Below are 25683 nucleotides of genomic sequence, written 5' to 3'. Positions count from 1 at the left end.
CTTAATCTAATTTTTTAGACAACTTTTCGAAAGTTTTCTTCGGATTTTTATCTTCATATAAAATCTTATGAACAGCGTTGATAATTGGCGCTTTTATTTGATATTGCTCATTCATAATCGCCACACCTTTTGTCGCATAATAACCTTCGGCAACCATATTCATCTCCAAAATAGCAGATTTTACAGTGTAACCTTTTCCGATCATATTCCCGAACATACGATTTCGTGAAAAGAACGAATATCCAGTCACCAACAAATCGCCTAAATAAGCCGAATCGTTAATTTTACGCTTCATTGGACTTGCTGTTTTCAAGATATGATTCATTTCTCGAATTGCGTTACTCATCAAAACAGCTTGGAAATTATCTCCATAACCCAAACCATGTGCAATACCTGCTGCAATCGCGTAAATATTTTTCAATACCGCTCCAAATTCAGTTCCGTAAATATCGTTTGAAAGTTTTGTTTTGATAAAATCACACGCCAAACAATCAGCAACAACTTGTGCTTTGTTTTCGTCTTGTGCCGCAATTGTCAAATATGAAAGACGCTCCAAAGCAACTTCCTCAGCGTGACAAGGACCACTTACAATTCCTAATTGTTCTTCTTTTACGTCGAATTTATCGAACAAATATTGCCCAACCAATTGATAATAATCTGGAATAATTCCTTTGATTGATGTCACAACAAATTTATCTGTCAACGGAACAGTTAATTTACTCAAACAATCGGCAACGTAAATAGATGGCACAACCAAAAAGATGATATCCGAATTCATGACAACTTCGTTGATATCCGTTGAAATTTTAAGCTTTTCTGACTTAAATTCGACATCAGTTAAATAATTTGGATTGTGTCTATTTCGCTCCAAATATCCTTTTACGTATTCATCTTTTACCCACCAGTTGAAAGTTTCAAGGTTTTTATTCAGCATTTTTGCAATCGCAGTTGCCCAGCTTCCATTCCCTATTAATCCAACTTTACGATTAGATAACTCTATCATAATATATGTATTGAACAGACAAAGTTAATTAATTTGTAGCTTAGGTATTTTGAATTTTACGAAAAGAAACTCAATTTTGTAAAAATTTTAACGACTTTGTATAAAAAGCTTTTTAGTGAGACCATTATCTACGGTATTGGCTCTATATTGCCGAGGGTAATTATTTTAGCATTGAATTTTTTTATTATCAAGCAAGTTGATAATTCAGATTTTGCAATGTTTTCTCAATTATATTCTGCGGTTTCTTTCCTGAATGTCATTTTAACATTTGGTTTCGAAACAGCCTTTTTCCGCTACGCAACCGAAGAAGGAATGTATCAAAAAGTTTTGAATACAGCTTTTTGGTTTATGGTGATGAGTTCTACTGCGATGCTCGTTTTAGTTTTTCTTTTTTTACAACCTTTGGCAGATTTCGCAAATTATAGCGATCATCCCGAATACTTGTTATGGTTTGCGTGGATTGCGTTTTTTGATGCAATTTGTGTAATTCCTTTTGCGGTTCTACGTTTTAAAAATCGACCAATATTATATACAGCAATTCGCGTAATTCAGAATGTTTTTCAAGCAGTTTTGACAATTGGTTTGTTGTATTATGTTTCGAAAGATTTTATGCTAAGTTTAGGTTTCGATAATGCGATTTCCTATCCTTTTATTGCGAATTTATTAGCAAGTATTTTAGGTTTTGTATTGCTAATAGGCGTTGTACGTCATGTTCAATTCAAATTTGATCAACCACTTTTCAAGCAAATGTTTTTGTACGGTTATCCGATTATGATTGCTGGTTTGGGTTATATTTTGAATGAAAATTTCGATAAATTAGTTCAACGACAATTGATAGATCCAGCGGCAGCGGGTTCTTATGGTGCTTGTTACAAATTAGCAACATTGATGACGCTTTTTGTAACAGCTTATCGAATGGGAATAGAACCATTTTTCTTTAAAGTTGCCAAAAAAGGAGATGCAAAACAGACGTATGCGAATATTCTGTTCTTTTTCAGTATCATTTGTAATATTGTGATTCTTGGAATTTTAGCAAATATTGATTGGATTAAGAAAATATTTGTTCCAAATTCAACTTATTGGAATGCTTTAGATATTGTGCCAATTATTTTAATTGCGAATTTATTTTTCGGAATTTATTACAACCTTTCAACGTGGTACAAAGTCACAGATAGAACAAGTATCGGAACTATAATTTCGTTGGTTGGTGGTGCAATCACTATTATTTTGAATGTTTTTTTATTGCCAAAATATGGTTTTATGGTTTCTGCTTGGACAACTTTATTGGCGTATGGTGTAATGATGGTGATTTCGTACATTTGGGGACAGAAAGTTTATCCAATTCCATATAAGGTGAATAAAATTCTACTTTACATGGGAATTGCAATTGCTTTAGCATGTACAAATTATTATATGCTCGATTCTAATTTGATTATTGGTAATCTGATTCTAATCGTGTACATTGCGTTTATTGCGTTTGCGGAAAAAAACACACTTAAAAAACTAAGAAAATAAAGATGAAAGTAAAAGTTATCAACATCTCGAAACATGCTTTACCAGAATATAAAACAGCTTTATCAGCTGGAATGGATTTAACAGCTAACATTGATGCGCCAATCGAATTAAAACCTTTGGAAAGACGATTAATTCCAACAGGATTGAGCATCGAATTACCTGCAGGTTACGAAGCACAAGTTCGCCCTCGTAGTGGGATGGCATTAAAATATGGTTTAACTTGTTTGAATTCTCCTGGTACAATCGATGCAGATTATCGTGGAGAAATCGGTGTTATTTTAGCAAATGTTTCAAATGAAGCAGTTACAATCAACGATGGTGAACGTATTGCACAATTAGTAATCGCAAAACACGAAACGGTTGAATGGGAAGAATCTAATACTTTAAATGAAACTGAACGCGGAGCTGGAGGTTTCGGAAGTACAGGAAAACAATAAATATTTTTTTTGTCATTCTGAGCTTGTCGAAGAATCTAAAAAAGAATTAATCCAATTATAAAATATCAATCTAACAAAAAATATTTTTAGAAATAAAATGAAAATTATTATCCCAATGGCAGGACGTGGTTCACGTTTACGCCCTCATACATTAACAACACCAAAACCATTAATTCCAATTGCTGGAAAACCAATCGTACATCGTTTGGTAGAAGATATTGCAAAAGTTTGTTCAGAAAAAATTGACGAAATTGCTTTTGTAATTGGTGATTTTGGAGCTGAGGTTGAAGCTGATTTAATTGCAATTGCAGAAAAATTAGGAGCAAAAGGAACAATTTGTCATCAATTGGAGCCGCTTGGAACAGCACATTCTATTTGGATGGCAAAAGAAGCTTTGGATGGACCAACGGTTGTGGCGTATGCAGACACATTATTTCGTGCAGATTTCAAATTAGATATGGAGTCGGATGGGGTTGTTTGGGTAAAACAAGTTGAAAATCCATCAGCTTTTGGAGTTGTGAAATTAGACGATAACAGTGTTATCACTGATTTCGTAGAAAAACCAAAAGAATTTGTTTCGGATTTAGCAATTATCGGAATTTACTTTTTCCGTGATGGACAAAAGCTATATAAAGAAATCGAATATTTATTAGAAAATGATATTCAAAAAGGAGGTGAATATCAATTGACGGATGCATTAGAAAATATGCGTGCTGCGGGTGATAAATTTACGCTTGGAAAAGTAGACGAATGGATGGATTGTGGTAACAAAGCCGTTACTGTAGATACAAACACTCGTGTTCTTAACTTAGATAAAGAAGAATTTAAAGGAATTGCTGCATCAGCAACGGTTGACAATTCATTAATCATCGAGCCATGTTTTATTGGAGAAAATGTTGTGATTAAAAATTCGAAAATTGGACCTTTTGTTTCATTAGGAAATGGAACAGTTGTTGAAAACTCGAATATTGATAACAGTTTGATTCAAGAAAATTCAATCATCAGTAATGCAAATCTTACAGATACAATGATCGGAAACAATGCCAAATATTACGGTGTTTCGCGCAGTATCAGTTTAGGAGATTACTCAGAATTGGATTTTAAATCTCACGAAGCTTAAAAAATTATGATCAAAAAATTAACGTATATCTTTTGTTTAGGAGTTCTTGCAACAGCTTGTAACACTCAGAAAGTAGCAAAAGTAGATAAAGATAATACAGAAGTTGTTTCAGCTTCTTCGAAAATTATTCAACAAACCTTGTCAAAAAAATCATCATTCAAAGATTTGACGATTAAGGCTAAAGTAACGGCAGATTTAGAAGAGATTTCTGGAGATGTAAATGCTACAATTGCTGTGAAAAATGGACAAAAGATATGGGTTAATGCTACGAAATTTGGATTTACAGGTGCACGCGCATTGATTACGCCTGATGGTTTTTCGGCTTTCGAAAAGTTAGGTGGAACATATTATGAAGGAGATTTTTCTATTGCAAATAAATTATTGAAAGTTGATTTTATCGATTATCAAAAATTACAAAATTTGATGTTAGGAAAAGTTTTCGTTGATCTAAATCCAACAGATTATACAGCGACTTTTGCGAATAATCAATATACGATCACATATAATAAAAATCAAGCGATTGCAACTTCTCCAAAAGAAGGCGAATACATACAAACATATGTTTTTGATAATGGTTTCCGATTGAAAGAAGCACATCTGAAAGATCCAAAAAGAAAAATGGAAGTTGATTTGGCTTATGACAATTGGGTAAAAGCTGGAGCAGAGGAATTTCCGAAAAATGTTAAAATTATTATAAAAGAGAAAAAAACGCGTCAAATAGACTTGGAATATAATAGTTTTACGTTTCAGGAAACGAACACACCGTTCTCAATTCCAGATGGGTATAAGAAAAAAGAAATAAAATAATGAAGTTTGTTTTATCAACTGTACTTTTAACGTTGTCATTATCAGTGTTTGCGCAGGTTCCGTACAATAAAGCGAACTTACAAAAACAAAATGCTCAGCTTAAAAAAGAGATTATAAACTTAAACAAACAACTCGAGGTTAATAAGCAAAATTCGAAGTTAAATGTTGATTTTGTGCAGAATTTAACGAAAAAAATTCAGGTTCAAACAAAATTGGTTAACAACTTATCGAAAGAAAAACGCTTTATCGAGGACGAAATTTATTTAACTCAATTAGAGATTAATAAACTTTCGCGCGAGTTGGTTGAGCTAAAAAAAGACTACAAACAGGTTTTGGTTCGTGCATACAAGAACAAATCTGTCGAAAATAAATTACTTTTTGTGCTTTCTTCTAAAAGTTTGGGAGAGGCTTATCGTCGTATCAAATATTTAGAAAAATATTCGGCTTTTCAATTAGGACAAGCGAATGAAATTATCGGTAAACAAACTGATATTCAGACGAAAAAAGCGAAAAAAGAAAAAGCGAAAGACGAAAAAGAAAAAGTACTTTCTCAACAAACATTGTTTAGTCAAAATCTTGAAAAAGAACGATTAACAAAAGAGAAAGCTGTCGAAGAATTCCGTAAAAATGAAGGTGTTATTGCTGCAGAAATCAATGCGAAAGAAGCACAACAACGTCAAATTGATGCACAGATTAAAGCAATCATTGAAGAAGAAATTCGTCAAGCTAAGATTCGTGCAGAAAAAGATTTAAAAGATTGGAACGAAGCAAAACGAGGAAACTCTATTGCCTCTTATAACGAATATTTAAGAGATAATCCGAAAGGTGATTACGCGAAATCTGCTCGTACAGCTATTTTAAGAATTGAGAATGATGCCAAAGCATGGAATATTGCACGTTCGGCGCATACAAAACAAGCGTATCAATCTTATTTAACTCATCATCCAACCGGAAGTTTTGTTTCTACAGCGAAAACTGAGATTTCTAAATTTGAGCAATTAGAACGTGAAGCAGAAGCTGAACGTCAACGCATTATTGCACAACGTAAAGCGGAAGAAGATGCTCGTCTAAAAGCTCAAAAAGAAGAAGATGCACGTAAAATTGCAGCAGCTAAAGCTGAAGCTGAGCGTAAAGCGAAGATAGAAGCTGAACAGAAAGTTGTTGTAAAAGTGCCAGAAAAAGAACGTGTTGTAAAAGTAGATGCGGTAAAACCAGCTGAGACTTTTGCAGAACGTCCAGATTCTGAAGGTATTTCGGGAGAGTTCTCATCAAACAGAGGTCGTTTACCTTGGCCTGTTGATAAAGGAACGGTTGTAAGCAGATTTGGTTCTAATTCTCACCCAGTTTTATCTAATATTACAACGCAAAATAGTGGTGTTGATATTTCAACTTATCGTGGTGCACATGCACGTGCCGTTTACGAAGGAACTGTTCAAGCTGTAATGAGTGTATCTGGAAATGGTAAATCTGTATTGGTAAGACATGGTTCATATTATTCAGTCTATACTAACTTGTCAAGTGTAAGTGTTTCGAAAGGTGATGATGTAAAACGTGGTCAGTCTTTAGGAATTATCTATACAAGTGGAGATGGTGAAACAGTCATGAATTTCCAAATTTGGAGTGGAACAACAAAACAAAATCCTGCTTCTTGGGTAGCGGGAATGTAATAAATAAATTATATATTTGCATTAAAATCAATTCAGTATGGGATTAGGAGGTAAAGAATGGATCGTAATCGTACTTGTTGTGTTATTATTATTCGGAGGAAAGAAAATTCCTGAATTAATGAAAGGATTAGGTTCTGGATTAAACGAATTCAAGAAAGCAACAAAAGATGATAACAAATCAGAAGCTACAGAAAGTACTTCTGACAAAAAAGAAAATTAAAATATATTTTTAATTAAATAATAAAGCATTGTAGTTGCGTATACAATTACAATGCTTTTATTTTATAAACTAAAACAAAACATGAAATTCACAGATAAAGCTTGGTCTATTTTTAATCAAAGTATCAATGATTATCACAAATATGATGATGTAAATCGTCAAATAGAAAATCCATATAGCGAAGAAGATTTAATCGCTCATTTATTGTACAAAAAAAATTGGATTGATACAGTTCAGTGGCATTTAGAAGATATTATTCGTGATCCACAAATTGATCCTGTTGAAGCACTTAGTTTAAAACGTTGGATTGATAAATCAAACCAAGAACGTACAGATATGGTAGAATATGTGGATAGCTGGTTTTTACAACAATATGCGAACGCTGACGTAAAAGAAGATGCAACATACAATACAGAATCTCCTGCGTGGGCTGTAGACCGTTTTTCTATTTTATCGCTTAAGGTTTATCACATGAAACAAGAGGTAGAACGTGAAGATGCAACTCCAGAACATAAAGCAGCTTGTCAAGTGAAATTAGATGTTTTGAATCAACAACATCAAGATTTATCAACTGCGATTGAAGAATTATTGGCTGATTTTGAAGCGGGTAAAAAATACATGAAAGTGTATAAACAAATGAAAATGTATAATGACGAGGATTTGAATCCAGTTCTTTATGCAAACAAGAAATAATTTTCAGATAAATTAATAAAATATAGAAAACTCATCTTTTTTGGATGAGTTTTTTTATTGTGTACAAATGTGTTAATTTCATCTAATCAAAACATTAGAATGAAAAAACTGAAATTTATTACTTGCTTTACCTTATTTATTTTGGGTACACAACTGTATGCACAATATGCTGCAGTAAAAGATTTGGCTACGAGGCAATTTCCGTGGTTGAAGAATAAAGTTGTACTCAAAGAGATTCCAAAAGAAAATGACGAAGACGTCTTTGTTATCGAAACGAAAAAAGATAAACTTTATATATCGGCTTCGTCTACAAGTGCGGCTTCGCGCGGATTAGATTTGTATGCAAAGCACGTTGCACATCAAAGTATTTCGCACATGGGCGATAATAAATCGCAGCTTGCCAAACTTCCGCAAATTAATCAACCAAAAAAATCTACGCCAGAAGAATTTAAAAAGATTCAAGCTAAAATTTTAGAATAATTATAAAGTTGAAATTACCTCGTATTGAAAAATATGAGGTATTTTTATAATTACTGTAAAATTTCACACATGAAGAAAAATTATTTCAAACCTTTACTTTTAGGAATAAGTTTATTTTCGATTTCGGTTTTTGGGCAACAAGAAAAACCAAAATACGATTATCAAGAAGCTTTCAAACCATTTTTTTATCAGAATAATGCAACAGAAACTCGTTCGGCGAGTGGAAAACCAGGTCATAATTATTGGCAAAATCGTGCGGATTATAATCTGAATGTTAGTCTAAACGAAGAAAAGAATGAAATTTCTGGTACTTCTGAAATTACTTACACAAATAATAGTTTTGATAATTTAGAATTTCTTTGGTTACAATTAGATCAAAATCTTTTTAATAAAGAATCTCGTGGTAGTTCGTTGTTACCAATGACAGGTAGTCGTTATGGTGATTCTAATTCGCAATTTGAAGGTGGATATAAAATTAAATCAGTCAAAATTGATGGTAAAGAAGCTCATTACTCTATTTCTGATACAAGAATGCAAATTGACTTGGCAAACGAACTAAAAGCAAAAGGAGGTAAAGTCAAAATTAAGATAGAATATTCATTTGTTTCGCCAAATTATGGAGCGGACAGAATGGGAGTGGAACCGACTAAAAATGGTAAAATCTTTACGATGGCGCAATGGTTTCCGAGAATGGCGGTTTATGATGATATTATGGGATGGAATACTTTGCCTTATCTAGGTCCAGGAGAATTTTATCTGGAATATGGAGATGTAACAGCCAGTATTACGGTTCCGTCAACGCATTATGTGGTTGGTTCGGGAGAATTATTGAATGAAAATGAGGTCTACTCAAAAGAAGAAGTAAGCCGTTGGAACAAAGCAAAATCGAGTGATAAAACCGTTATTATTCGTTCTGCTGATGAGGTAAACAAAGCGACAAAAGTTGCTAAAGGAACAAAAACGTGGAAATTTAAAATTCAGAATACACGCGATTTTGCTTGGGCTTCATCATCTTCATTTATCTTAGATGCAGCAAAAATTAATCTTCCAAGTGGTCAAAAATCATTGGCAATTTCGGCTTATCCAGTAGAAAGTGACGGAAATGAAGCTTGGGGAAGATCGACAGAATATACAAAAGCTTCTATTGAACATTACTCGAAACAATGGTTAGAATATCCTTATCCAGCGGCGACAAATGTAGCAGGAAATGAGGGTGGAATGGAATATCCGGGTATTGTTTTTTGTCATTTGACTTCGAAAGGAGAAAGTCTTTGGGGCGTTACAGATCACGAATTTGGACATATTTGGTTCCCGATGATTGTTGGTTCTAATGAGCGTGTTCATGGTTGGATGGACGAAGGTTTTAATACATTTATCAATGATATTTCGACGAAGAATTTCAACAATGGCGAATATTACAAAAAGCAATCTGCACAACGAATGGCGGGTTATTTATTCAGCGATAATCTTGAGCCTGTAACAACGCAACCAGACAATATGCGCGAAAGAAATATCGGTGCATTGTTGTATTATAAGCCGGGAGCGGGAATGAAAGTTTTACGTGAAACAATTTTGGGCGAAGAAAAATTTGATAAAGCATTACGTCAATACATCAAATATTGGGCATATAAACATCCAACGCCAGAAGATTTTTTCCGTACAATGGAAAATGTTTCGGGAGAGGAATTATCGTGGTTTTGGAGAGGTTGGTTCTTGAATAAATGGACAATTGATCAAGGAATTAACAGCGCAAAATATGTAGATGGTGATTATAAAAAAGGCTTGATTTTGAAAGTTGAAAATTTTGGTCAATTACCAATGCCAACTACTGTTCAAGTTAACTTTAAAGATGGAACTTCTCAAGAAGTTAAATTACCGATTGAAGTTTGGAAACGTAATACAGAATGGACTTTCAAAGTGCCTTCAACAAAAGAAGTTTCGACGGTTAAATTAGATCCAAAAGGTGCTTTACCAGATGTAGATTTGAAGAATAATACATTCAATATGGGTGATGCAAAACCTGTTGAAAAGATTAATCCAAAAGAATATGAAGGTACATTTACGAACAAACAAATCAATGCAGAATTTGTGTTGAAAGCTGAAAACGATAAATTGAATTTAGTTTTTGGTGGACAAACTATTCCGTTAGATTATCAAGGTGATGGTAAATTTGTGAATGAACAAGGCGGTTTGGAGTTGACTTTTGCAAAAGATAAAAAGACATTTTCTGTAGAAGAAGCAGGACAAAAATTCGAATTTACGAAGAAGTAAAATAACTATGAACTGGATTTTAGAGAAATCAAATAAATTAGATTTTCATACGAATTTAGCTAAAATACTTGAACCTTTAAAAATCAATTTTAAAAATTATAAATGGGTTTTTAATGATATAGATTTTATGAGTGATGATATTTTGCCCATAAATTTAGACGATGACTATTTTATTCTTAATGATTTAGAATTAAACAAGATATTGGATGTTCATACTCAATTTATTTGGGGTATAATTTCAGCAGTTCCATTAGATGAGGAAGTAATTTTACTGTCTAACGATTTACCATTTATAGAAGGTAATGATTCAATTTGGAATAATAATATATTTCAAATTATAAATTCAGAAATAGAAATTATAGCTTTTGATAGTTCTTATACAATTGTAAAATTTAAAAATAAATTATTATCGGATAAATTTAAAATGTTTTTTGAAGAAGCTATAGAGTTAGAAAAATTTAGTTAAAAACAAAAAACCACTTCTTGCGAAGTGGTTTTTTGTTGACTATTATTTTTGAGATGTACCTTCTGGTTTAAGATATAAATCGAAGTAATCTGTAATTTTTTGCATCAAATGAACACGGTCTTTTCCACGAACATTATGCTCATGTCCAGGATAAACAAAGTAATCCATTTGAACACCATTTTTCACTGCTTCGCGAATAAAATCAATTGAATGTTGCCAAACAACCACATTATCTTGCGCTCCGTGAATCATCAATAATTTACCTTTTAAGTCTTTTACACGGTTAATTAAATTCGTGTTTTTGAAACCTTCAGGATTATCTTGTGGCGATTCCATGTAACGCTCCGTGTACATAATTTCGTATTGCGTCCAATCTAAAACTGGTCCACCAGCAACACCAACTTTGAAAACATCAGGTTTACGCAACATAAAAGAAGTTGTCATAAATCCACCGTAAGACCAACCATGAATTCCCATACGTTCTGCATCTACGAAAGGCAAAGTTTTCAAGAAATCAACACCTTTCATTTGGTCATTCATTTCAGTTGTTGCTACATTTCCATGAATCGCTTGTTCAAATTTAAGACCTCTATTCGCCGATCCTCGTCCGTCCATTGTAAACACAACATAACCTTTTTCAGCTAAATGATCGTACCAAAGATTTCCTGTTGCAGGAAAACGATTCGTGATTAATTGCGCGTGAGGACCATTGTACAAATAAACGATAACTGGATATTTTTTCGATTGATCAAAGTTTGTAGGGTAGATTAATTTTCCATACAAATCTGTTCCATCATCTGCCTTTAACGTTACATTTTCAACTTTCGCTGTATTGTAATTTGCTAAAGGATTTTGTGCAGTTAAGATATTTTGTTTGAATTTTCCATTTGCATCCAACACATCAATTTTACGAGGCGTGTTATCATTGCTCCAATTATCAATCGCATATTCTCCATTCGTTGAAACTGAAACATTGTGCGTTCCTGCATCTGTTGTTATTTTACGCAACTTTCCATTCTCCCAATTCACCGCATATAAATGACGATCTTTCGGAGAATCTTTTGTTGTCATGATTAAGAATTCTTTTTTCTTCGCATTTTCTCCAACAAGATCCGTTACAATCCAATCTCCTTTTGTAATTTGGTTTAATAATTTTCCATCTGTATTGAAACGATACAAATGCATAAAACCATCGCGTTGCGACCACCAAACAAATTCATTATTTTTTCCTGGAATAAAATGTAATTCATTTTGAGGTTCTACATATTTTGCATCATCTTCTTTGAATAATGTTTTAATCAACTTCCCTGAAACTGCATCGTATTGATTCAATTCCATGTGTTTTTGATTACGAGAAAGTAACGCGATATAAATATGTTTTTCGTCTGGCGACCATGTAACCGAAGTTAAATAATGATCAACTTCTGGATGAGTTTCTAAGAAAATCGTTTTTTGAGTGGATGGATTATAAACACCTAACGTAACCGTATGATTTTTTGTTCCAGCAAAAGGATATTTGATGTTCTTATTTACCGCAGGTTGCACAGACCAATCAATAATTGGATAATCTGTAACTACTGTTTGATCCATTCTATAAAATGCAACTAAATTTCCTTTTGGCGAAATAAAAATTCCTTTGTGAATCCCGAATTCATTTTGATGAACCGATTTACCATTCACGATTTCATATTTTCCATCTTTGGTAATTTGATGTGTTTTTCCAGTTTTATCAAGAAAGAATAAATTGTTATCAATCACATATCCTACTTGATTATTCGTTGCATCAAACTCTACATTTTCTGCATTATCAGGTAATTTCAACCAATCATTTTGTTGACCAGCAGTTGTAATTGTTTTGTAACCCGTTTTTGTCGAATAATAGGCTTGCTTATCATTAATCCAATTCAAAGAAGGAATTCTTTTATTCTCAAATTGAGAACTTCTAAAAATTGTATCAGTTTTAAGAGAAGGAACTTCTTTCTTGATTAAAGCTTCTCCATAAGACGTTTTTACATTTTGCGTGTACGCATTCTGATTCGGAATCCATTGAACTTGATTTAGATTTTCGATACGTAAATTCGTCGATAATCCAAGTACAGCATCTTCCATTGTGACATTCTTTTTCTGAGCCATTAAACTAGCGCTCATCAAAAGTGTACTCAATAAAATTGTTTTTTTCATGTGTGATTTCTATTTCAAATATTGCCCAAGGGCTTCTAAGTTTTTCTTTTCGTTCCCAATAAAAATTTTGTCTCCGTCTACCACGACAGGACGTTTTAGGAAAGTATAATCTGATAAAATATAATTTTTGATATCATCTTCAGTAAGCTGTTGATCTTTCAATCCTAATTTTTTGTAATTCTGTGCACGTCTCGAAAATAAAGCTTCGTAACTGCCAGCTAAATTCTTCATTTCTTCTAATTCTTCAGCCGTTATCGCAGTCGATTTTATTTCATGCAAATCAAAACCTGTAAAATCAAACTCTTTCATAATACGTTTGCACGTATCGCAAGTTTTCAAAAAAAATACTTTTTTCATTTCTCAAAATCTTTGGTTTTGTAAAGATAAATAAGTTTCATCGTTTTGCAGAATGATAAAGAATTTTGTCAAAATATATTTCAAATCGATAAAAAACTATCTTTGCAAGTATGGAAGAAACTAATTTTTTGCGTTTAAACAAATATATTAGCGATAGTGGTTTTTGTTCGCGTCGCGAAGCAGATCAATACATCGAAAATCGTTTGGTACAAATTAATGGACGAGTTGCTAAAATTGGGCAATTTGTAGGACCAAATGATGTGGTAACTGTAAAAGGTGTCGAAATAGAACCGCGCGAAAAGGAGCATGCGGTTTATATTATGCTTAATAAACCTGTGGGTGTTACCTGTACAACAGATCCTACAGATCCAGATAATATTGTCGATTTTCTTTCGTTTGGAGAACGAATTTTTCCGATTGGTCGTTTAGATAAAGATTCGCAAGGATTGATTTTATTGACAAGCGATGGCGATATTGTGAATAAGATTTTACGTGCAGGAAATAATCACGAAAAAGAATATATCGTAACTGTTGATAAACCAATTACGGATGAATTTTGCGAACGAATGTCGAAAGGTGTTCCGATTCTTAATCAAGTTACAAAGAAATGTAAGATCGAAAAAATAAGTACAAACGTTTTCAAAATTACATTAATCCAAGGTTTGAATAGACAGATTCGTCGTATGTGCGAATATTTTGGATATGGTGTAAAAAAATTAGAACGTGTTCGAATTATGAACTTAACGTTGAATGTCGGAATTGGTCAACACCGAGATTTAACAGCAGAAGAATTAGCAGAAATCAATCGATTAACGAAAGATTCTGAAAAACACGAAGAAAAGAAACCAGCTTCAAAATCAAAAAAATCATCAGCGAAAAAAACAAAAGAAATTTTTCCAGATTTTAAAGATTCGAAAGGAAAATCAATCAAAAAGCCTGTAAAAAAATCAACAACTCAAGCGAGAGTTGGGAAAAGTAAACCGCCAACAAATACCAAAGGAGGAAAATTTGGTAAAAGAAGATAAAATCAAAAGACGAAAAATATTCGTCTTTTTTTATACATTTTGGTCAAAACTAACTTCTATCATATCATTTTACTAAAGATTCAATATCTTTATAAAGTAAAATCTTAAAAACACATGAAGAAAATTGTTTACTCGTTGCTTTTTATAGCGATGACTTTTGGTGCGTCGGTAAAAGCGCAAGAAAATGTTACTTATCAATTGCCTCCGCAAGAAATTTTACAATTGGCAGATGCAGATATGCCGCCGTCAATTAGTACAGATCGTAAGGCAGAAAATGCATTTTTGTCTTATAGAAGTCGTTATAAAACGATTAATGAATTGTCAGAAAAAGAATTACGTTTAGCAGGATTACGAATTAATCCAGTGACAAATATTAATTCGCGTGAAACATTCAGTGAGAAAATTACTTATTTTGATCTGAAAACTTCAAAAGAAAAAACCATAGCTGGTTTACCTGCAAAAGGTCGTTTTTCTAATCAATCTTGGAACACTTCTCAATCAAAATTTGCCGTTACAAATACAACAAATAAAGGTGTAGAATTGTGGATTGTTGACGTAAAAACGCAAGCTGCAACAAAAGTTTATGAAGATAAATTAAACGCAAACTTAGGTCGTCCTTTCAATTGGATTTCAGATACAGAATTAATTGTGAATGTAATTCCAGCTTCTAAAAAAGCATTGATTGATACGAAAGACGCAATTGCGACTGGACCTACAGTTTCTGTTGCTGACGGAAAAGAAGCGCAAAACAGAACCTATCAAGATTTATTACAAAATAAAAATGATGAGTTTAACTTTGAACAATTAGCAATTTCTGAATTAGTAAAAGTTAATATCGAAACAGGAGCAAAATCGAAATGGAAAGATGCTGCGATGTACACGGATATTTCGACTTCTCCAGATGGACAATATGTTTTGGTGAACGAAATCAAAAAACCTTTTTCATATTTAGTAACCTACAATAGTTTCCCATCAACTGATATTGTGTATGATATCAATGGAAAATTAGTAAAAGAAGTTGATCATAAAGAGTTACAAGAAGTTGTTCCGAAAGGATTTTCTTCGACGATTATGGGAAAAAGAAATTTGTATTGGAGAGCAGATAAACCAAATACATTGTATTGGGTTGAGGCTTTAGATGGTGGTGATGCAAACAAGCCTGCGGAATATCGCGATGCGCTTTATCAAGTTGCGGCGCCTTTTACAGCGAACAAAGAGTTGTTGGTAAAAGTAAAAGATCGTTACAGAGGAGTGACTTGGGGGAATGATGAAGTTGCGATTGTGAGAGATGCTTGGTATAATACACGAAACGAAAGTAGTTATTTGTTCAATCCGTCAAATCCAACTCAAGAACCAACACGTTTTTTTAGTAGAAATTCGCAAGATGCTTACAATAATCCTGGAAATTTCGTAACTGAAATGAATGATTATGGTTACAATGTTTTAGCGATTAACAAAGGAAAATTGATGTTAGTTGGAGAAGGAGTTTCTGCGGAAGGAATTTTACCTTTTGTTGATGATTTTGATATCAAAACGCAAAAAACTTCTCGTTTATGGAGAGCGCAAAAATCAGATAAATTAGAAGCGATTGCTCGTGTTATCGATCCGAAGAAAGGAATCATTTTAGAGCAAATTCAATCGAAATCAGATTATCCAAATTTATATGTTCGTAATATTTTTCAGAAAGGGGGAAAACCAAAACAAGTAACGTTTACAAAAAATCCTTTTGAAGCAATGAACAAAGTTTCGAAAGAGTTAATTACGTACAAACGAGCTGATGGTGTGGAATTATCAGGAACTTTATACTTGCCACCAAATTATGATAAAACGAAAAAGGAAAAGTTACCAATGTTAATGTGGGCTTATCCTCGCGAGTTCAAAGATGCGTCTACGGCAGGTCAGGTTACAACTTCTGAAAATAAATTTACTTCTCCTTCTTACGGAGGTCCTATTTATTGGGCGTTGAGAGGATATGCAGTGTTAGACGATGCGGCTTTCCCAATTATTGGAGAAGGAAAAGAAGAGCCAAATGACACGTTCGTTCCTCAATTGGTTGCCAATGCAAAAGCAGCGATTGATGCGGTAGATAAATTAGGTTATATCGATCGTGAAAGAGTTGCGGTTGGTGGACATTCTTATGGCGCATTTATGACAGCAAATTTGTTAACGCATTCTAATTTATTTGCGGCGGGTATTGCGCGTTCAGGCGCTTATAACCGTACGTTAACGCCGTTTGGATTCCAGTCAGAACAACGTAATTATTGGGAAGCTCCAGATGTTTACAACACAATGGCGCCTTTCCAAAATGCAGATAAAATGAAAACACCATTGTTGTTAATTCATGGTGAAGCTGATAATAATACAGGAACTTTCCCGATGCAATCTGAGCGTTATTTCAATGCATTGAAAGGTTTGGGAGCAACAACACGTTTGGTTTTATTACCACAAGAATCTCACGGATATGCAGCAAGAGAAAACATTCTTCACATGTTGTGGGAACAAGACCAATGGTTAGAGAAATATGTGAAAAACAAAGGAAAAAATTCTGAAAAGAAATAATTCTCAATACAAGAAAACCACTTCGAAAGAAGTGGTTTTTAAATTTTATAGCTGAGGTATTATAACATTTTCAAGAAGTTAACTTCTAATTCTGTTAATCTTCTAAAATCACCTCTTTGTAAAGTTTTCTTTGTAAGTCCTGCAAAAGAAACGCGGTCTAATGCTTCTACTTCGTATCCTTTTGTTTCGAAAATACGACGTACAACGCGGTTCCAACCAATGTGTAATTCTACACCAACTTCATTTTTCGGTCTACCTTCGATAAAAGAAATTTCGTCAACAACTGCAATTCCTTCAGGAATTAAACGAACACCTTTTTTGATATCAGCCAAATCATTTGCTGTTAACTTTTTATCTAAAGTTACATGATATATTTTTTTGATATCATGACTTGGATGCGTTAATTTCTTAGTTAAATAACCATCATTTGTAAACAATAAAACGCCTGTTGTTTGTCTGTCTAAGCGACCTACTGGGAAAATTCTCGCTGTAGTTGCAGTAGACATTAAGTCCATTACAGTTTTACGTCCTTTTTCATCATTTGATGTTGAAATAAACCCTTTTGGCTTGTTCAACACAAAATATACATTTTTCTCTGAAGAGATTTTACGACCATCGAAACGCACTTCATCATCGGGTTGTACTTTATAACCCATTTCAGTAATCACTTGACCATTCACTGTAACGATTCCAGTTTTGATCAACTCGTCGGCCTCTCTTCTGGATGCAATCCCTGCATTCGCTACATATTTATTTAAACGAATAGTCCCGTCATCAACTGGTGCTTTTTTCAGTCTTTTAACAAATGGTTTTTCACCTGGTTTGTTAAACGGTTTCTTTGGTCCAAAACTTTTCTTTCCTTCTTCTGATGGTTTTCCACCAAAAGTTGGTTTTCCTTTCCCTGAAGATGGTTTAGAAGAAGAATTTCCTCTTGCTCCACCTTTTCCACGATTGTTCCCGCCTTGGGAATTTCTGTCGTTGGATTGATTTCGTCTGTTATTCATCTGAATTTGATTAATTTATGCGCTGATTAAAATTTTGCGCAATAGTTTGCAAAGTTAAGGGATTTATTTCGATTAATACGATACTAAATACACCCGCAACAATCATTCCCTTAAAAAAATAATGTAAAATCTTATATGCTTGTGTCGATTTTATTCTCCAAATGATAAATAAAATCACTGTGAAAGCGATATTTGCAGCAATAAAAAAGTATTTCATTGCGCCAACATCATTTTTCATAATGATAATAATTCCAATGATTAATTCTATAATAATTAAACATGAAATCAAAACTTTTGTAAAATCGATTCCATATTTAATTGGAATTGAATCATAATTATAAATCAAATCTGCTTTTTGAGAACTCAAATCTTTTACAATATCAGTAATCAATAATAAAATGGTCAAGAAAGTAGCATGCAAGGCCAAATTGAATGTGAAATGATCAAAATAAACCAATAAGGCGAAAAATGGCATCACACGAATGACAACCAAGTAAAAGTTTTTGATCAATGCAAATCGATTGATTTTGTGACTATAAAACCAAACCAAAAATTGATAAACCAAAAAGAAAATGAAAACTTTCCACGAAATTAAAGCTGCAATAATCAACGCTAAAGCATTTAGAACAATGTAAACGGTTAGTTTGAAACCTTGCGAAACTTGTTTCTGAAGATAAACTTGTAAAGGACGTTTGAGTTCGTCTTTTTCTAAATCGTAAAAATTATTGATGATATATCCTGCGGCCACACAAAGTATCGAACAAAGAATAAGTCCGTCCAACTTTGGATTTGTCAACAATTGACGATGACCAACTTCTGGCGCAAAAATAAAAAGCGCAGCAAGATATTGTGCCAATATTAGCACAATTAAATTATAGCCACGAACAACAGAAAATAATGCAAAAACCTTTAAGATTATTTTCTGAATGTTCATTGATTATATTTTTATAAATTATTTTTTTAGAATTTGTAAATAACTTCGGTCTGAAAGTCTTTTAGGTAGCTTTTCGCCTTGTCATAATCTTGTGTAAAACCAAGAACATAACCGCCTCCGCCAGAACCACAAAGTTTTAGGTAATAGGTATCTGTATCAATTCCAGTTTTCCATGCATTCACCAATTTTTGAGGAATCATAGGTCTGAAATGCTCATAACCCCAAGCTGACAATTTTTGGAGATTTGCAAAAAGTGGATTGTATTCACCTTTCACAAAGTTTTCTATACATGCATTGTTGTATTTAATAAACTCTTCTTTCAATGTTTTACGGAAACCTTCTTTTTTCATTTTTTCGAAGAAAATATGAATCATTGGCGCCGTTTCTCCTGGTGTACCAGAATTGATTAAGAAAACAGCTCCTTTTCCGTCAGCATTTGCAGAAGGTAAACCAATTGTCGAGATATCATCTTTTGATTGAATTAATAAAGGAATATTCATGTAACAAATCAAAGGATCAATTCCAGAACTTTTTCCATGAAAATGAGATTCTAAATTACCGAAAAGTGCTTTTAATTCGCTGATTTTTTCTTTGTTCAGATTTTGATTGATATCAATTTTATTCAACGCATATTTGTCATAAATAGCAGCAACCAAAGCGCCAGAACTACCTACGCCATATCCTTGAGGAATGTTAGAATCGAAGTACATTCCGTTTGCAACATCTTCCGAAAAAGATTTTGTATCAAAAGTATCAGCAAAATTTTCTTCCAAAAATTTTGCATAATTTTTCAAGTGAGCATTTGATGATTCTGCAATTTCAGAAGGCTCAAATTTTAATGCACCTTGGTAAAAATTATAAGGAATTGTTAATCCTTTCGAGTTCTCAATAATTCCATATTCGCCAAAAAGTAAGATTTTGGCATAAAATAATGGGTTCTTCATTCAATGCTAAAATTGGTACTGCAAATGTACAAAATTTAAGCCATTCTTTTTTGAATTTGAGGAAGAGTTTTGCTTTAAAAAATTGTAAATCACATTATTTTTTGATTATTAGTAGATTTTGGAATATATTTTGACTAAATAATTTAGAATAAATTGGTTAAATTTCAATTAATAATCAATGATTTTAACCGAATTAGCATTAAAAATAGAGAATTAATGTATTAAAATATATAAATTTGTGCCATGTATATCACCGAATATCTATCGCATGAGATAAAACCAGGGAAAGTTAATTCTTCTCCAAGTCAGCTTTTAGAAGTTGTGCAAGAGAATAAATTGACGCATCTGCCTTTGTTTAAAGGGTTGGATTTTGTTGGAAATATCTCGGAAGAAGATTTGATTGAATTATCAATTGATGATGAAAAAGTAGATTATACCTCGTATTTGGAGAGTTTTTATCTTTCTGAATCGAGTACGCTTTTAGATGCAATTCAGATGATGTACACGAATCAGGCGAATATCTTACCGATTATTAACGAACAATCGCGCTATGTTGGTTTTATTACGGAAACGGATATTATTAACACATTTGCAAATTTCCCTTTTGTTGCTGCGCAAGGCGTTTCGATGCTAGTTTCGATTGCGGAAAAAGATTTATCGATGACGGCGATTTCTAATATTATCGAAGTGAATAACGGAAAAATATTGGGAATGATGATTGTTGGAAATAAGGAGGATAGCGTTTATGTTTTGCTAAAATTTAGTTCATCGAACTTGTTGACAATTGGTGAGACATTTGAACGTTATGGATATCAAGTGATTCAAAAATTTTATAACGACGAAAAACAAGAACTTCTGCAAAGTCGTTATGCACAATTGTTAAAATACATGAATACCTAATGATAAAAGTTGCACTTTTTGGACAAAAAACAAGTACGTCTTTAACGGATATTATTCCACCATTTATTAATTATTTAGTTCAGAACGAAATTGCTTTTTGTGTTGAGCAAAATTTTCTTCAAATCTTAAAAGAAACAACTGATTTTGATACTGATAATGTAGAAACCTATACTTCTCATGATGATTTAGACAAATCGGTCAAATTCTTATTCAGTTTTGGTGGAGACGGAACAATCTTATCAGCAACTACAATTGTTAAGGATTCTAATATTCCAATTATTGGCGTAAATACGGGACGTTTAGGCTTTTTAGCAACAATTAATAAAAGTGTGTTGTTGGAGCAAATGGATAGTTTTTTCAATGATGATTACAACATTATTCCACGAACTTTATTAACAGTGAAAAGAAGTGATGGTGTAGAAATTGAAAATAATTTTGCAATTAACGAAGTAACTGTAGTTCGCCGTGAAACAACGAGTATGATTACGGTTGATGCTTATTTGAACAATGAATTTCTAAATTCTTTTTGGTCTGATGGATTAATTATTTCTACGCCAACTGGTTCTACAGGGTATTCGTTGAGTTGTGGTGGACCAATAGTTCATCCGTCCAATCAAAATTTTGTCATTACACCTGTTGCGCCACATAATCTAAATGTACGTCCATTAATTGTGTCAGAAAACGAAAAAATTGACTTAAAAATACGTAGTAGAGCTAATGAATACTTCCTTTCGTTGGATTCTCGTAACTTTCCTTTAACAACTGACGTCGAATTGACGATACAAAAAGCTGACTTCAAAATCTTAATCGTTGAAGCTATTGATGCGACTTATTTCACAACTTTGAGAGAAAAAATGCTTTGGGGTTCAGATAAAAGGAATTAAAATTTACAATAAATCTTCTTAATTTTTGTTAAATCAGTTACGTTGAATTGACTTTTGTTTATATTTGTTCGAATTTAAAAGAAGATAAAAAGCAAAAGCCGAAAAAATAACACAACTTATGAGGAGATTTTTTTTGTTTGTTTTTATACTATGTTTTTCGCAATTAACTTTTGCGCAAAGACATGAACTCGGAATTTTTGCTGGTGGAGCAAATGTGATTGGAGATATTGGTAAAGCCAATTACATCAATCCGTTTCCTACGAAAACAGAACCAGGTGGGAAAATTTATTTACCAATTTCCATAGGAGGATTGTATCGTTTTAATATAAATCCGCAAATGGGTTTTAGAGCAAATGTCTCTTATTCAAAAGTTGGAGCAAGTGACCACCGCTCGAAAGAGTATTACAAATTAGAAAGAAATAAAAATTTTCGAAATAATATTGTAGAAGGATCATTGATGTTTGAGTATAATTTCTTTAATATCAATGATGATCAAGAAAAAGCGCAATCGCCTTATATTTTTGTAGGAGTTGGAGCTTTTTCGGCAAAAGGAAAAGAATATGATTACGATGGAACAAACAACGTAATTATCGAAAAAACAAAATATAATACCGATTTAACGATTCCTTTTGGGGTTGGATATAAAGTAAGATTCAATTACAATTGGATTTTATCTTTTGAGACAGGTGTTCGTTATACAAATGTTGATTATATAGATTACAACAAAGGAAAATTTACTCAAAATTTTATCGATGCTGTAGCTGATGGTGTTGTACCTTCAGATGAATATAGTAAAAGAGTATACGGAAACACATCAAACAAAGATTGGTACGTATTATCAGGAATTACCTTAACGTACAGTTTTGGTCGACCTGCTTGTTATTGTGATTAAAAAGAATGGAAATTAGTTTAGTAGAACAAATAGATAAAAATAATATACCTAATCACGTTGCAATCATTATGGATGGTAACGGAAGATGGGCTAAGAAGAACGGCAAAGAAAGAACTTTTGGACACAAAAGTGCTTTGGGAGCTGTACGATCTTCAATCGAGACTTGTCGAAAATTAGGTATAAAACATCTTACACTTTACGCATTTTCTACTGAAAATTGGAACCGTCCAAAATTAGAAGTCAATGTTTTAATGACTTTATTAAGTTCTGCAATTAAGGACGAAATAAATGAATTACACAAAAATGGAGTTCGCTTGAATGTGATTGGAGATTTATCAAAATTACCAAAAAAAGCATTCAAAGATTTGACTCAAGCAATGGAAAAAACAAAAGACAACACAGATTGTGTTTTGACATTAGCATTAAGTTATGGTTCGAAAGAAGAACTATTACACGCGATGAAATCTATTGCCAAAAAATACAAAGACGGAGAAATATCCGACAATGATTTTAATGAAGAATTAGTTCATCAAAACTTATATACACACGATTTACCTATGGTAGATCTTATGATTAGAACAAGTGGCGAAACCAGAATTAGTAATTTCTTGTTGTGGCAAATTGCTTACGCAGAATTATATTTTACAGAGGTTTTGTGGCCTGATTTTAACGAGGAAGAATTTTATAAAGCAATTTTAAATTACCAAAATCGAGAACGTAGATTTGGTAAGATAAGCGAGCAACTAACGAACTAATCGAACTGAAATAGAGGATTATGAAGAAAATTTTTTGGACAATGTGTATGCTTGGTGCTTACATGGCACAGGCGCAAGTCGTAGACTCTACGAAAACCATTGATTCAACACAACAAGATAATTTTGTCTTAGATTATACCAATGCACGAACTTTCAAACTGAAAGATATCGTTGTAACAGGTGACTCTAAATATTCTAAGAATCAAATTATCCGTTATGCAGGTTTTGCTATCGGTGAAGAGATAGAATTACCAGGTACGAAGGTAAATAATGCTGTAAAAAAATTATGGAGATCTAATATTTTCTCTGACATCGATTTGTATGTAGATAAAATAGAAGGTAACGAAGTAACATTAGAGCTTGCCTTGGTTTCAGTTCCTAGTTTAGGAGAAATTAAGATTAACGGTGTGAAAAAATCGCAACGCGAAGATTTAATCAAACAAAATAAATTAAATCCAGGTGTTAAGATTACACAAAGTTTAATCAATACGACAAATAATAAAATCAAAGATTATTATACTGGAAAAGGTTATCCTAATACAACAATTAATGTAGAACGTCAGCCAATTGCTGGTAAAGAAGACGAAGAAAACATTACATTGAATGTGAATCGTGGAGAGCGTGTAAAGATTAAGAAAATCATTTTCGAAGGAAATGAAAACTTAACCGCTGCTCGTTTACGTAAAAAGGGGATGAAAAATACCAAACAGAAATCGATTAATATCTTCAAATCATCTAAAATGATTCCTGAAAAATTCCAGGAAGATTTAAAAACTTTGGTTGATGAGTACAAATCTGTTGGTTTTAGAGATGCTAAAGTTGAGTCATACAACATCGAAAAAGTTGATGATAAAAACTTATTAGTTAAAATTAAAGTTAACGAAGGGAAACCATATTTCTTAGGAGATGTAACGTTTTCTGGAAACTCAATTTATACTTCTGAACAATTACAACGAATTTTTGGTTACAAAACAGGAGATCGTTACGATGCAGTAGGTATCAACAAAAAGATTTCTGGATCAGAAAAAGACGATGATATTTCTACACTATATATGGATAGAGGGTATTTGTTTGCTCGTGCTATTCCTGTAGAAAAAAGTGTGAAAAATGATACAATCGATCTTGAAATTAAAGTTTTCGAAGGTACTCAAGCTACACTTAACAAAGTAACGATTAACGGTAATACAGAAGCTCACGATCATATTTTATACCGTGAGTTAAGAACTAAACCAGGAGATTTATTCTCTAAATCGGACATTAAACGTACGATGATGGAGTTAGCTTCTTTGGGATATTTAGAGCCAACGCAAATTGTTCCAGATATTCAACCAAATCAAGATAATAATACAGTTGATGTAGAATGGAAAGTTGCGCCAAAATCATCTTCTCAAGTAGAATTACAAGGAGGATATGGTGCTGGAACTTTCATTGGTACATTAGGATTAACTTTCGGGAATTTCTCATTGAAGAATTTTTTCAATAAAAAAGCTTGGAAACCAATTCCAATGGGAGATGGACAACAATTATCGTTAAGAGCGCAAGCAGGTAACGGATATAAAAATTATAGTTTATCATTTGTTGAGCCTTGGATTGGAGGAAAACGCCCTACAGCTTTATCTACGTCTTTTTATTATTCACAATATGATTACCGCGATAATTATGGAGAAAAAGCGAAATTGGATATCTTAGGAGCTTCAGTTGGTTTAACTAAGTTATTAACTTGGCCAGATGATTATTTCCGTTTATCAAACTCAATTTCTTATCAGTTATATAACTTCGATAATTATGCGATGTCTGTTGGTAATATGCAATATGAAAATGGTTCGTCAAACAACTTAAACTATACATTAGGTTTAACACGTAATTCAGCTGGACCAGACCCTATTTTCCCTCAATCAGGATCAGAAATTAGTTTATCGTTTACGACAACATTTCCTTATTCAGTTTTTAATAACAAAGACTATACAAACATGTCTGACGTAGAAAAATTCAAATGGTTAGAATATTATAAATTCAAAGCTAAAGCATATTTCTACAAAGAATTAACAGGTAAATTAGTTTTAAAAGCTGGTGGAGAATTTGGAGTTTTAGGAACATATAACCGTAAAATTGGAACAATTCCTTTCGAGCGTTTCTACTTAGGAGGAACAGGTCTTACACAAAATCGTTTCGATGGACGTGAGATCATTTCATTAAGAGGTTACGAAGATGCAACAAACTCTGGTGGACAAACAGGAGATATTACGCCAGAAGGAGGTGGAACAATCTATAATAAATATTCGTTAGAATTGCGTTATCCAATCACAATGAGCCAAACAGCCAAAATTTATGCATTAACTTTTGCAGAAGGAGGTAACGTTTGGAACAATACAAGTGAATTTAAACCGTTTGAATTAAAACGTTCTGCAGGAGCAGGTGTTCGTATTTATATGCCAGCATTTGGTTTGTTAGGATTTGATTTTGGATACGGATTTGATAAAGGATTTGGACAAACAGAACGCTCTGGATGGCAAACTCACTTTATTATTGGACAACAATTCTAATAAATTGATTAAATTTGCTTAGAACG

Annotated in this window: 23 protein-coding genes; 17 read left to right on the top strand and 6 right to left on the bottom strand. The window is 32.9% G+C overall.

Annotated features, from left to right (window positions below; genetic code table 11):
• Nucleotide 1 precedes the first annotated feature (1 nt).
• Complete coding sequence (locus tag N5D90_RS12390) at nucleotides 2-1003, bottom strand: NAD(P)H-dependent glycerol-3-phosphate dehydrogenase (RefSeq protein WP_280062638.1); 1002 nt, start codon at nucleotides 1001-1003, stop codon at nucleotides 2-4.
• 96 nt (nucleotides 1004-1099) lie between these two features.
• Between N5D90_RS12390 and N5D90_RS12385 the strand changes: the two genes are divergently transcribed.
• The 10 genes from N5D90_RS12385 (at nucleotide 1100) to N5D90_RS12340 (ending at nucleotide 10679) form a co-directional block, all read left to right on the top strand.
• Entirely contained in the window at nucleotides 1100-2518 is a 1419-nt protein-coding gene (locus N5D90_RS12385) for a lipopolysaccharide biosynthesis protein (protein ID WP_280062637.1), read from the top strand.
• A gap of 2 nt (nucleotides 2519-2520) precedes the next feature.
• Complete coding sequence (dut, locus tag N5D90_RS12380; protein ID WP_280062636.1) at nucleotides 2521-2955, top strand: dUTP diphosphatase; 435 nt, start codon at nucleotides 2521-2523, stop codon at nucleotides 2953-2955.
• Nucleotides 2956-3052: 97 nt separating this feature from the next.
• A complete protein-coding gene (locus tag N5D90_RS12375) occupies nucleotides 3053-4075 on the top strand; it encodes a sugar phosphate nucleotidyltransferase (protein ID WP_280045870.1) in 1023 nt (340 codons plus the stop codon).
• Between the two features lie 6 nt (nucleotides 4076-4081).
• Nucleotides 4082-4882, top strand: a complete 801-nt coding sequence (locus N5D90_RS12370; protein ID WP_280062635.1) for a DUF4292 domain-containing protein — start codon at nucleotides 4082-4084, stop codon at nucleotides 4880-4882.
• Nucleotides 4882-6549, top strand: coding sequence for a murein hydrolase activator EnvC (locus tag N5D90_RS12365; RefSeq protein ID WP_052217921.1), 1668 nt, complete (start codon nucleotides 4882-4884; stop codon nucleotides 6547-6549). The genes N5D90_RS12370 and N5D90_RS12365 overlap by 1 nt, the downstream gene beginning before the upstream one ends.
• 37 nt (nucleotides 6550-6586) lie before the next feature.
• Complete coding sequence (gene tatA / locus N5D90_RS12360) at nucleotides 6587-6769, top strand: twin-arginine translocase TatA/TatE family subunit (protein ID WP_038336575.1); 183 nt, start codon at nucleotides 6587-6589, stop codon at nucleotides 6767-6769.
• An 81-nt stretch (nucleotides 6770-6850) separates the two neighbouring features.
• Nucleotides 6851-7462 (top strand): DUF4254 domain-containing protein, encoded by a 612-nt coding sequence (locus N5D90_RS12355; protein ID WP_038336576.1) that lies wholly within the window; start codon nucleotides 6851-6853, stop codon nucleotides 7460-7462.
• A gap of 99 nt (nucleotides 7463-7561) precedes the next feature.
• On the top strand, nucleotides 7562-7942 hold the full coding sequence (locus N5D90_RS12350) for an alpha-N-acetylglucosaminidase N-terminal domain-containing protein (protein WP_280062634.1): 381 nt from the start codon (nucleotides 7562-7564) through the stop codon (nucleotides 7940-7942).
• 69 nt (nucleotides 7943-8011) lie between these two features.
• Nucleotides 8012-10213, top strand: coding sequence for a M1 family metallopeptidase (locus tag N5D90_RS12345; protein WP_280062633.1), 2202 nt, complete (start codon nucleotides 8012-8014; stop codon nucleotides 10211-10213).
• Between the two features lie 7 nt (nucleotides 10214-10220).
• On the top strand, nucleotides 10221-10679 hold the full coding sequence (locus tag N5D90_RS12340; RefSeq protein WP_280050880.1) for a hypothetical protein: 459 nt from the start codon (nucleotides 10221-10223) through the stop codon (nucleotides 10677-10679).
• Nucleotides 10680-10721: 42 nt separating this feature from the next.
• Here the strand turns inward: N5D90_RS12340 and N5D90_RS12335 are convergent, their stop codons facing one another.
• Both N5D90_RS12335 and N5D90_RS12330 read right to left on the bottom strand, forming a co-directional pair.
• Nucleotides 10722-12860, bottom strand: coding sequence for a DPP IV N-terminal domain-containing protein (locus tag N5D90_RS12335; protein WP_280062632.1), 2139 nt, complete (start codon nucleotides 12858-12860; stop codon nucleotides 10722-10724).
• Nucleotides 12861-12869: 9 nt separating this feature from the next.
• Nucleotides 12870-13217 carry an arsenate reductase family protein gene (locus N5D90_RS12330; protein ID WP_280062631.1) on the bottom strand — a complete coding sequence of 116 codons (348 nt, stop codon included), beginning with the start codon at nucleotides 13215-13217 and terminating at the stop codon, nucleotides 12870-12872.
• Nucleotides 13218-13327: 110 nt separating this feature from the next.
• Between N5D90_RS12330 and rluF the strand changes: the two genes are divergently transcribed.
• Nucleotides 13328-14242, top strand: coding sequence for a 23S rRNA pseudouridine(2604) synthase RluF (gene rluF, locus N5D90_RS12325; RefSeq protein ID WP_280062630.1), 915 nt, complete (start codon nucleotides 13328-13330; stop codon nucleotides 14240-14242).
• Nucleotides 14243-14356: 114 nt separating this feature from the next.
• On the top strand, nucleotides 14357-16801 hold the full coding sequence (locus tag N5D90_RS12320) for a S9 family peptidase (protein ID WP_280062629.1): 2445 nt from the start codon (nucleotides 14357-14359) through the stop codon (nucleotides 16799-16801).
• A 59-nt stretch (nucleotides 16802-16860) separates the two neighbouring features.
• Here the strand turns inward: N5D90_RS12320 and N5D90_RS12315 are convergent, their stop codons facing one another.
• Genes N5D90_RS12315 through N5D90_RS12305 form a run of 3 tightly spaced genes read right to left on the bottom strand, consistent with a single transcriptional unit; the run spans nucleotide 16861 to nucleotide 19683 of the window.
• Complete coding sequence (locus tag N5D90_RS12315) at nucleotides 16861-17805, bottom strand: pseudouridine synthase (RefSeq protein ID WP_038334708.1); 945 nt, start codon at nucleotides 17803-17805, stop codon at nucleotides 16861-16863.
• 10 nt (nucleotides 17806-17815) lie between these two features.
• Nucleotides 17816-18739, bottom strand: coding sequence for a UbiA family prenyltransferase (locus N5D90_RS12310; protein WP_280062628.1), 924 nt, complete (start codon nucleotides 18737-18739; stop codon nucleotides 17816-17818).
• A gap of 26 nt (nucleotides 18740-18765) precedes the next feature.
• On the bottom strand, nucleotides 18766-19683 hold the full coding sequence (locus tag N5D90_RS12305) for a mevalonate kinase (protein WP_038334712.1): 918 nt from the start codon (nucleotides 19681-19683) through the stop codon (nucleotides 18766-18768).
• 243 nt (nucleotides 19684-19926) lie between these two features.
• Between N5D90_RS12305 and N5D90_RS12300 the strand changes: the two genes are divergently transcribed.
• The 5 genes from N5D90_RS12300 to bamA all read left to right on the top strand — a co-directional run bounded on the left by N5D90_RS12300 (nucleotide 19927) and on the right by bamA (nucleotide 25657).
• A complete protein-coding gene (locus tag N5D90_RS12300; RefSeq protein WP_280062627.1) occupies nucleotides 19927-20583 on the top strand; it encodes an HPP family protein in 657 nt (218 codons plus the stop codon).
• Nucleotides 20583-21467, top strand: a complete 885-nt coding sequence (locus tag N5D90_RS12295; protein ID WP_280062626.1) for an NAD kinase — start codon at nucleotides 20583-20585, stop codon at nucleotides 21465-21467. The genes N5D90_RS12300 and N5D90_RS12295 overlap by 1 nt, the downstream gene beginning before the upstream one ends.
• A 118-nt stretch (nucleotides 21468-21585) precedes the next feature.
• Nucleotides 21586-22359, top strand: a complete 774-nt coding sequence (locus tag N5D90_RS12290; RefSeq protein ID WP_280062625.1) for a DUF6089 family protein — start codon at nucleotides 21586-21588, stop codon at nucleotides 22357-22359.
• An 11-nt stretch (nucleotides 22360-22370) separates the two neighbouring features.
• A complete protein-coding gene (locus tag N5D90_RS12285) occupies nucleotides 22371-23114 on the top strand; it encodes an isoprenyl transferase (RefSeq protein ID WP_115001930.1) in 744 nt (247 codons plus the stop codon).
• Nucleotides 23115-23134: 20 nt separating this feature from the next.
• Entirely contained in the window at nucleotides 23135-25657 is a 2523-nt protein-coding gene (gene bamA, locus N5D90_RS12280) for an outer membrane protein assembly factor BamA (protein WP_280062624.1), read from the top strand.
• Nucleotides 25658-25683: the final 26 nt, after the last annotated feature.

Origin of the sequence: Empedobacter sp. GD03797, from assembly GCF_029842105.1 — a bacterium.
Lineage (GTDB): Bacteria > Bacteroidota > Bacteroidia > Flavobacteriales > Weeksellaceae > Empedobacter > Empedobacter falsenii_C.
Note: the sequence above shows the minus strand (reverse complement) of the source record. Positions and strands in the feature narration are given on the sequence as shown.

Excerpts from the sequence above, each read along its gene's own strand:
- N5D90_RS12345 (WP_280062633.1), top strand. The coding sequence starts at position 8,012 with ATGAAGAAAAATTATTTCAAACCTTTACTTTTAGGAATAAGTTTATTT.
- N5D90_RS12300 (WP_280062627.1), top strand. The coding sequence starts at position 19,927 with ATGTATATCACCGAATATCTATCGCATGAGATAAAACCAGGGAAAGTT.
- N5D90_RS12310 (WP_280062628.1), bottom strand. The coding sequence starts at position 18,739 with ATGAACATTCAGAAAATAATCTTAAAGGTTTTTGCATTATTTTCTGTT.
- N5D90_RS12335 (WP_280062632.1), bottom strand. The coding sequence starts at position 12,860 with ATGAAAAAAACAATTTTATTGAGTACACTTTTGATGAGCGCTAGTTTA.
- bamA (WP_280062624.1), top strand. The coding sequence starts at position 23,135 with ATGAAGAAAATTTTTTGGACAATGTGTATGCTTGGTGCTTACATGGCA.
- N5D90_RS12330 (WP_280062631.1), bottom strand. The coding sequence starts at position 13,217 with ATGAAAAAAGTATTTTTTTTGAAAACTTGCGATACGTGCAAACGTATT.
- N5D90_RS12370 (WP_280062635.1), top strand. The coding sequence starts at position 4,082 with ATGATCAAAAAATTAACGTATATCTTTTGTTTAGGAGTTCTTGCAACA.
- N5D90_RS12320 (WP_280062629.1), top strand. The coding sequence starts at position 14,357 with ATGAAGAAAATTGTTTACTCGTTGCTTTTTATAGCGATGACTTTTGGT.
- N5D90_RS12390 (WP_280062638.1), bottom strand. The coding sequence starts at position 1,003 with ATGATAGAGTTATCTAATCGTAAAGTTGGATTAATAGGGAATGGAAGC.
- N5D90_RS12340 (WP_280050880.1), top strand. The coding sequence starts at position 10,221 with ATGAACTGGATTTTAGAGAAATCAAATAAATTAGATTTTCATACGAAT.
- dut (WP_280062636.1), top strand. The coding sequence starts at position 2,521 with ATGAAAGTAAAAGTTATCAACATCTCGAAACATGCTTTACCAGAATAT.
- N5D90_RS12350 (WP_280062634.1), top strand. The coding sequence starts at position 7,562 with ATGAAAAAACTGAAATTTATTACTTGCTTTACCTTATTTATTTTGGGT.
- N5D90_RS12290 (WP_280062625.1), top strand. The coding sequence starts at position 21,586 with ATGAGGAGATTTTTTTTGTTTGTTTTTATACTATGTTTTTCGCAATTA.
- N5D90_RS12305 (WP_038334712.1), bottom strand. The coding sequence starts at position 19,683 with ATGAAGAACCCATTATTTTATGCCAAAATCTTACTTTTTGGCGAATAT.
- tatA (WP_038336575.1), top strand. The coding sequence starts at position 6,587 with ATGGGATTAGGAGGTAAAGAATGGATCGTAATCGTACTTGTTGTGTTA.
- rluF (WP_280062630.1), top strand. The coding sequence starts at position 13,328 with ATGGAAGAAACTAATTTTTTGCGTTTAAACAAATATATTAGCGATAGT.
- N5D90_RS12355 (WP_038336576.1), top strand. The coding sequence starts at position 6,851 with ATGAAATTCACAGATAAAGCTTGGTCTATTTTTAATCAAAGTATCAAT.
- N5D90_RS12315 (WP_038334708.1), bottom strand. The coding sequence starts at position 17,805 with ATGAATAACAGACGAAATCAATCCAACGACAGAAATTCCCAAGGCGGG.
- N5D90_RS12375 (WP_280045870.1), top strand. The coding sequence starts at position 3,053 with ATGAAAATTATTATCCCAATGGCAGGACGTGGTTCACGTTTACGCCCT.
- N5D90_RS12365 (WP_052217921.1), top strand. The coding sequence starts at position 4,882 with ATGAAGTTTGTTTTATCAACTGTACTTTTAACGTTGTCATTATCAGTG.
- N5D90_RS12295 (WP_280062626.1), top strand. The coding sequence starts at position 20,583 with ATGATAAAAGTTGCACTTTTTGGACAAAAAACAAGTACGTCTTTAACG.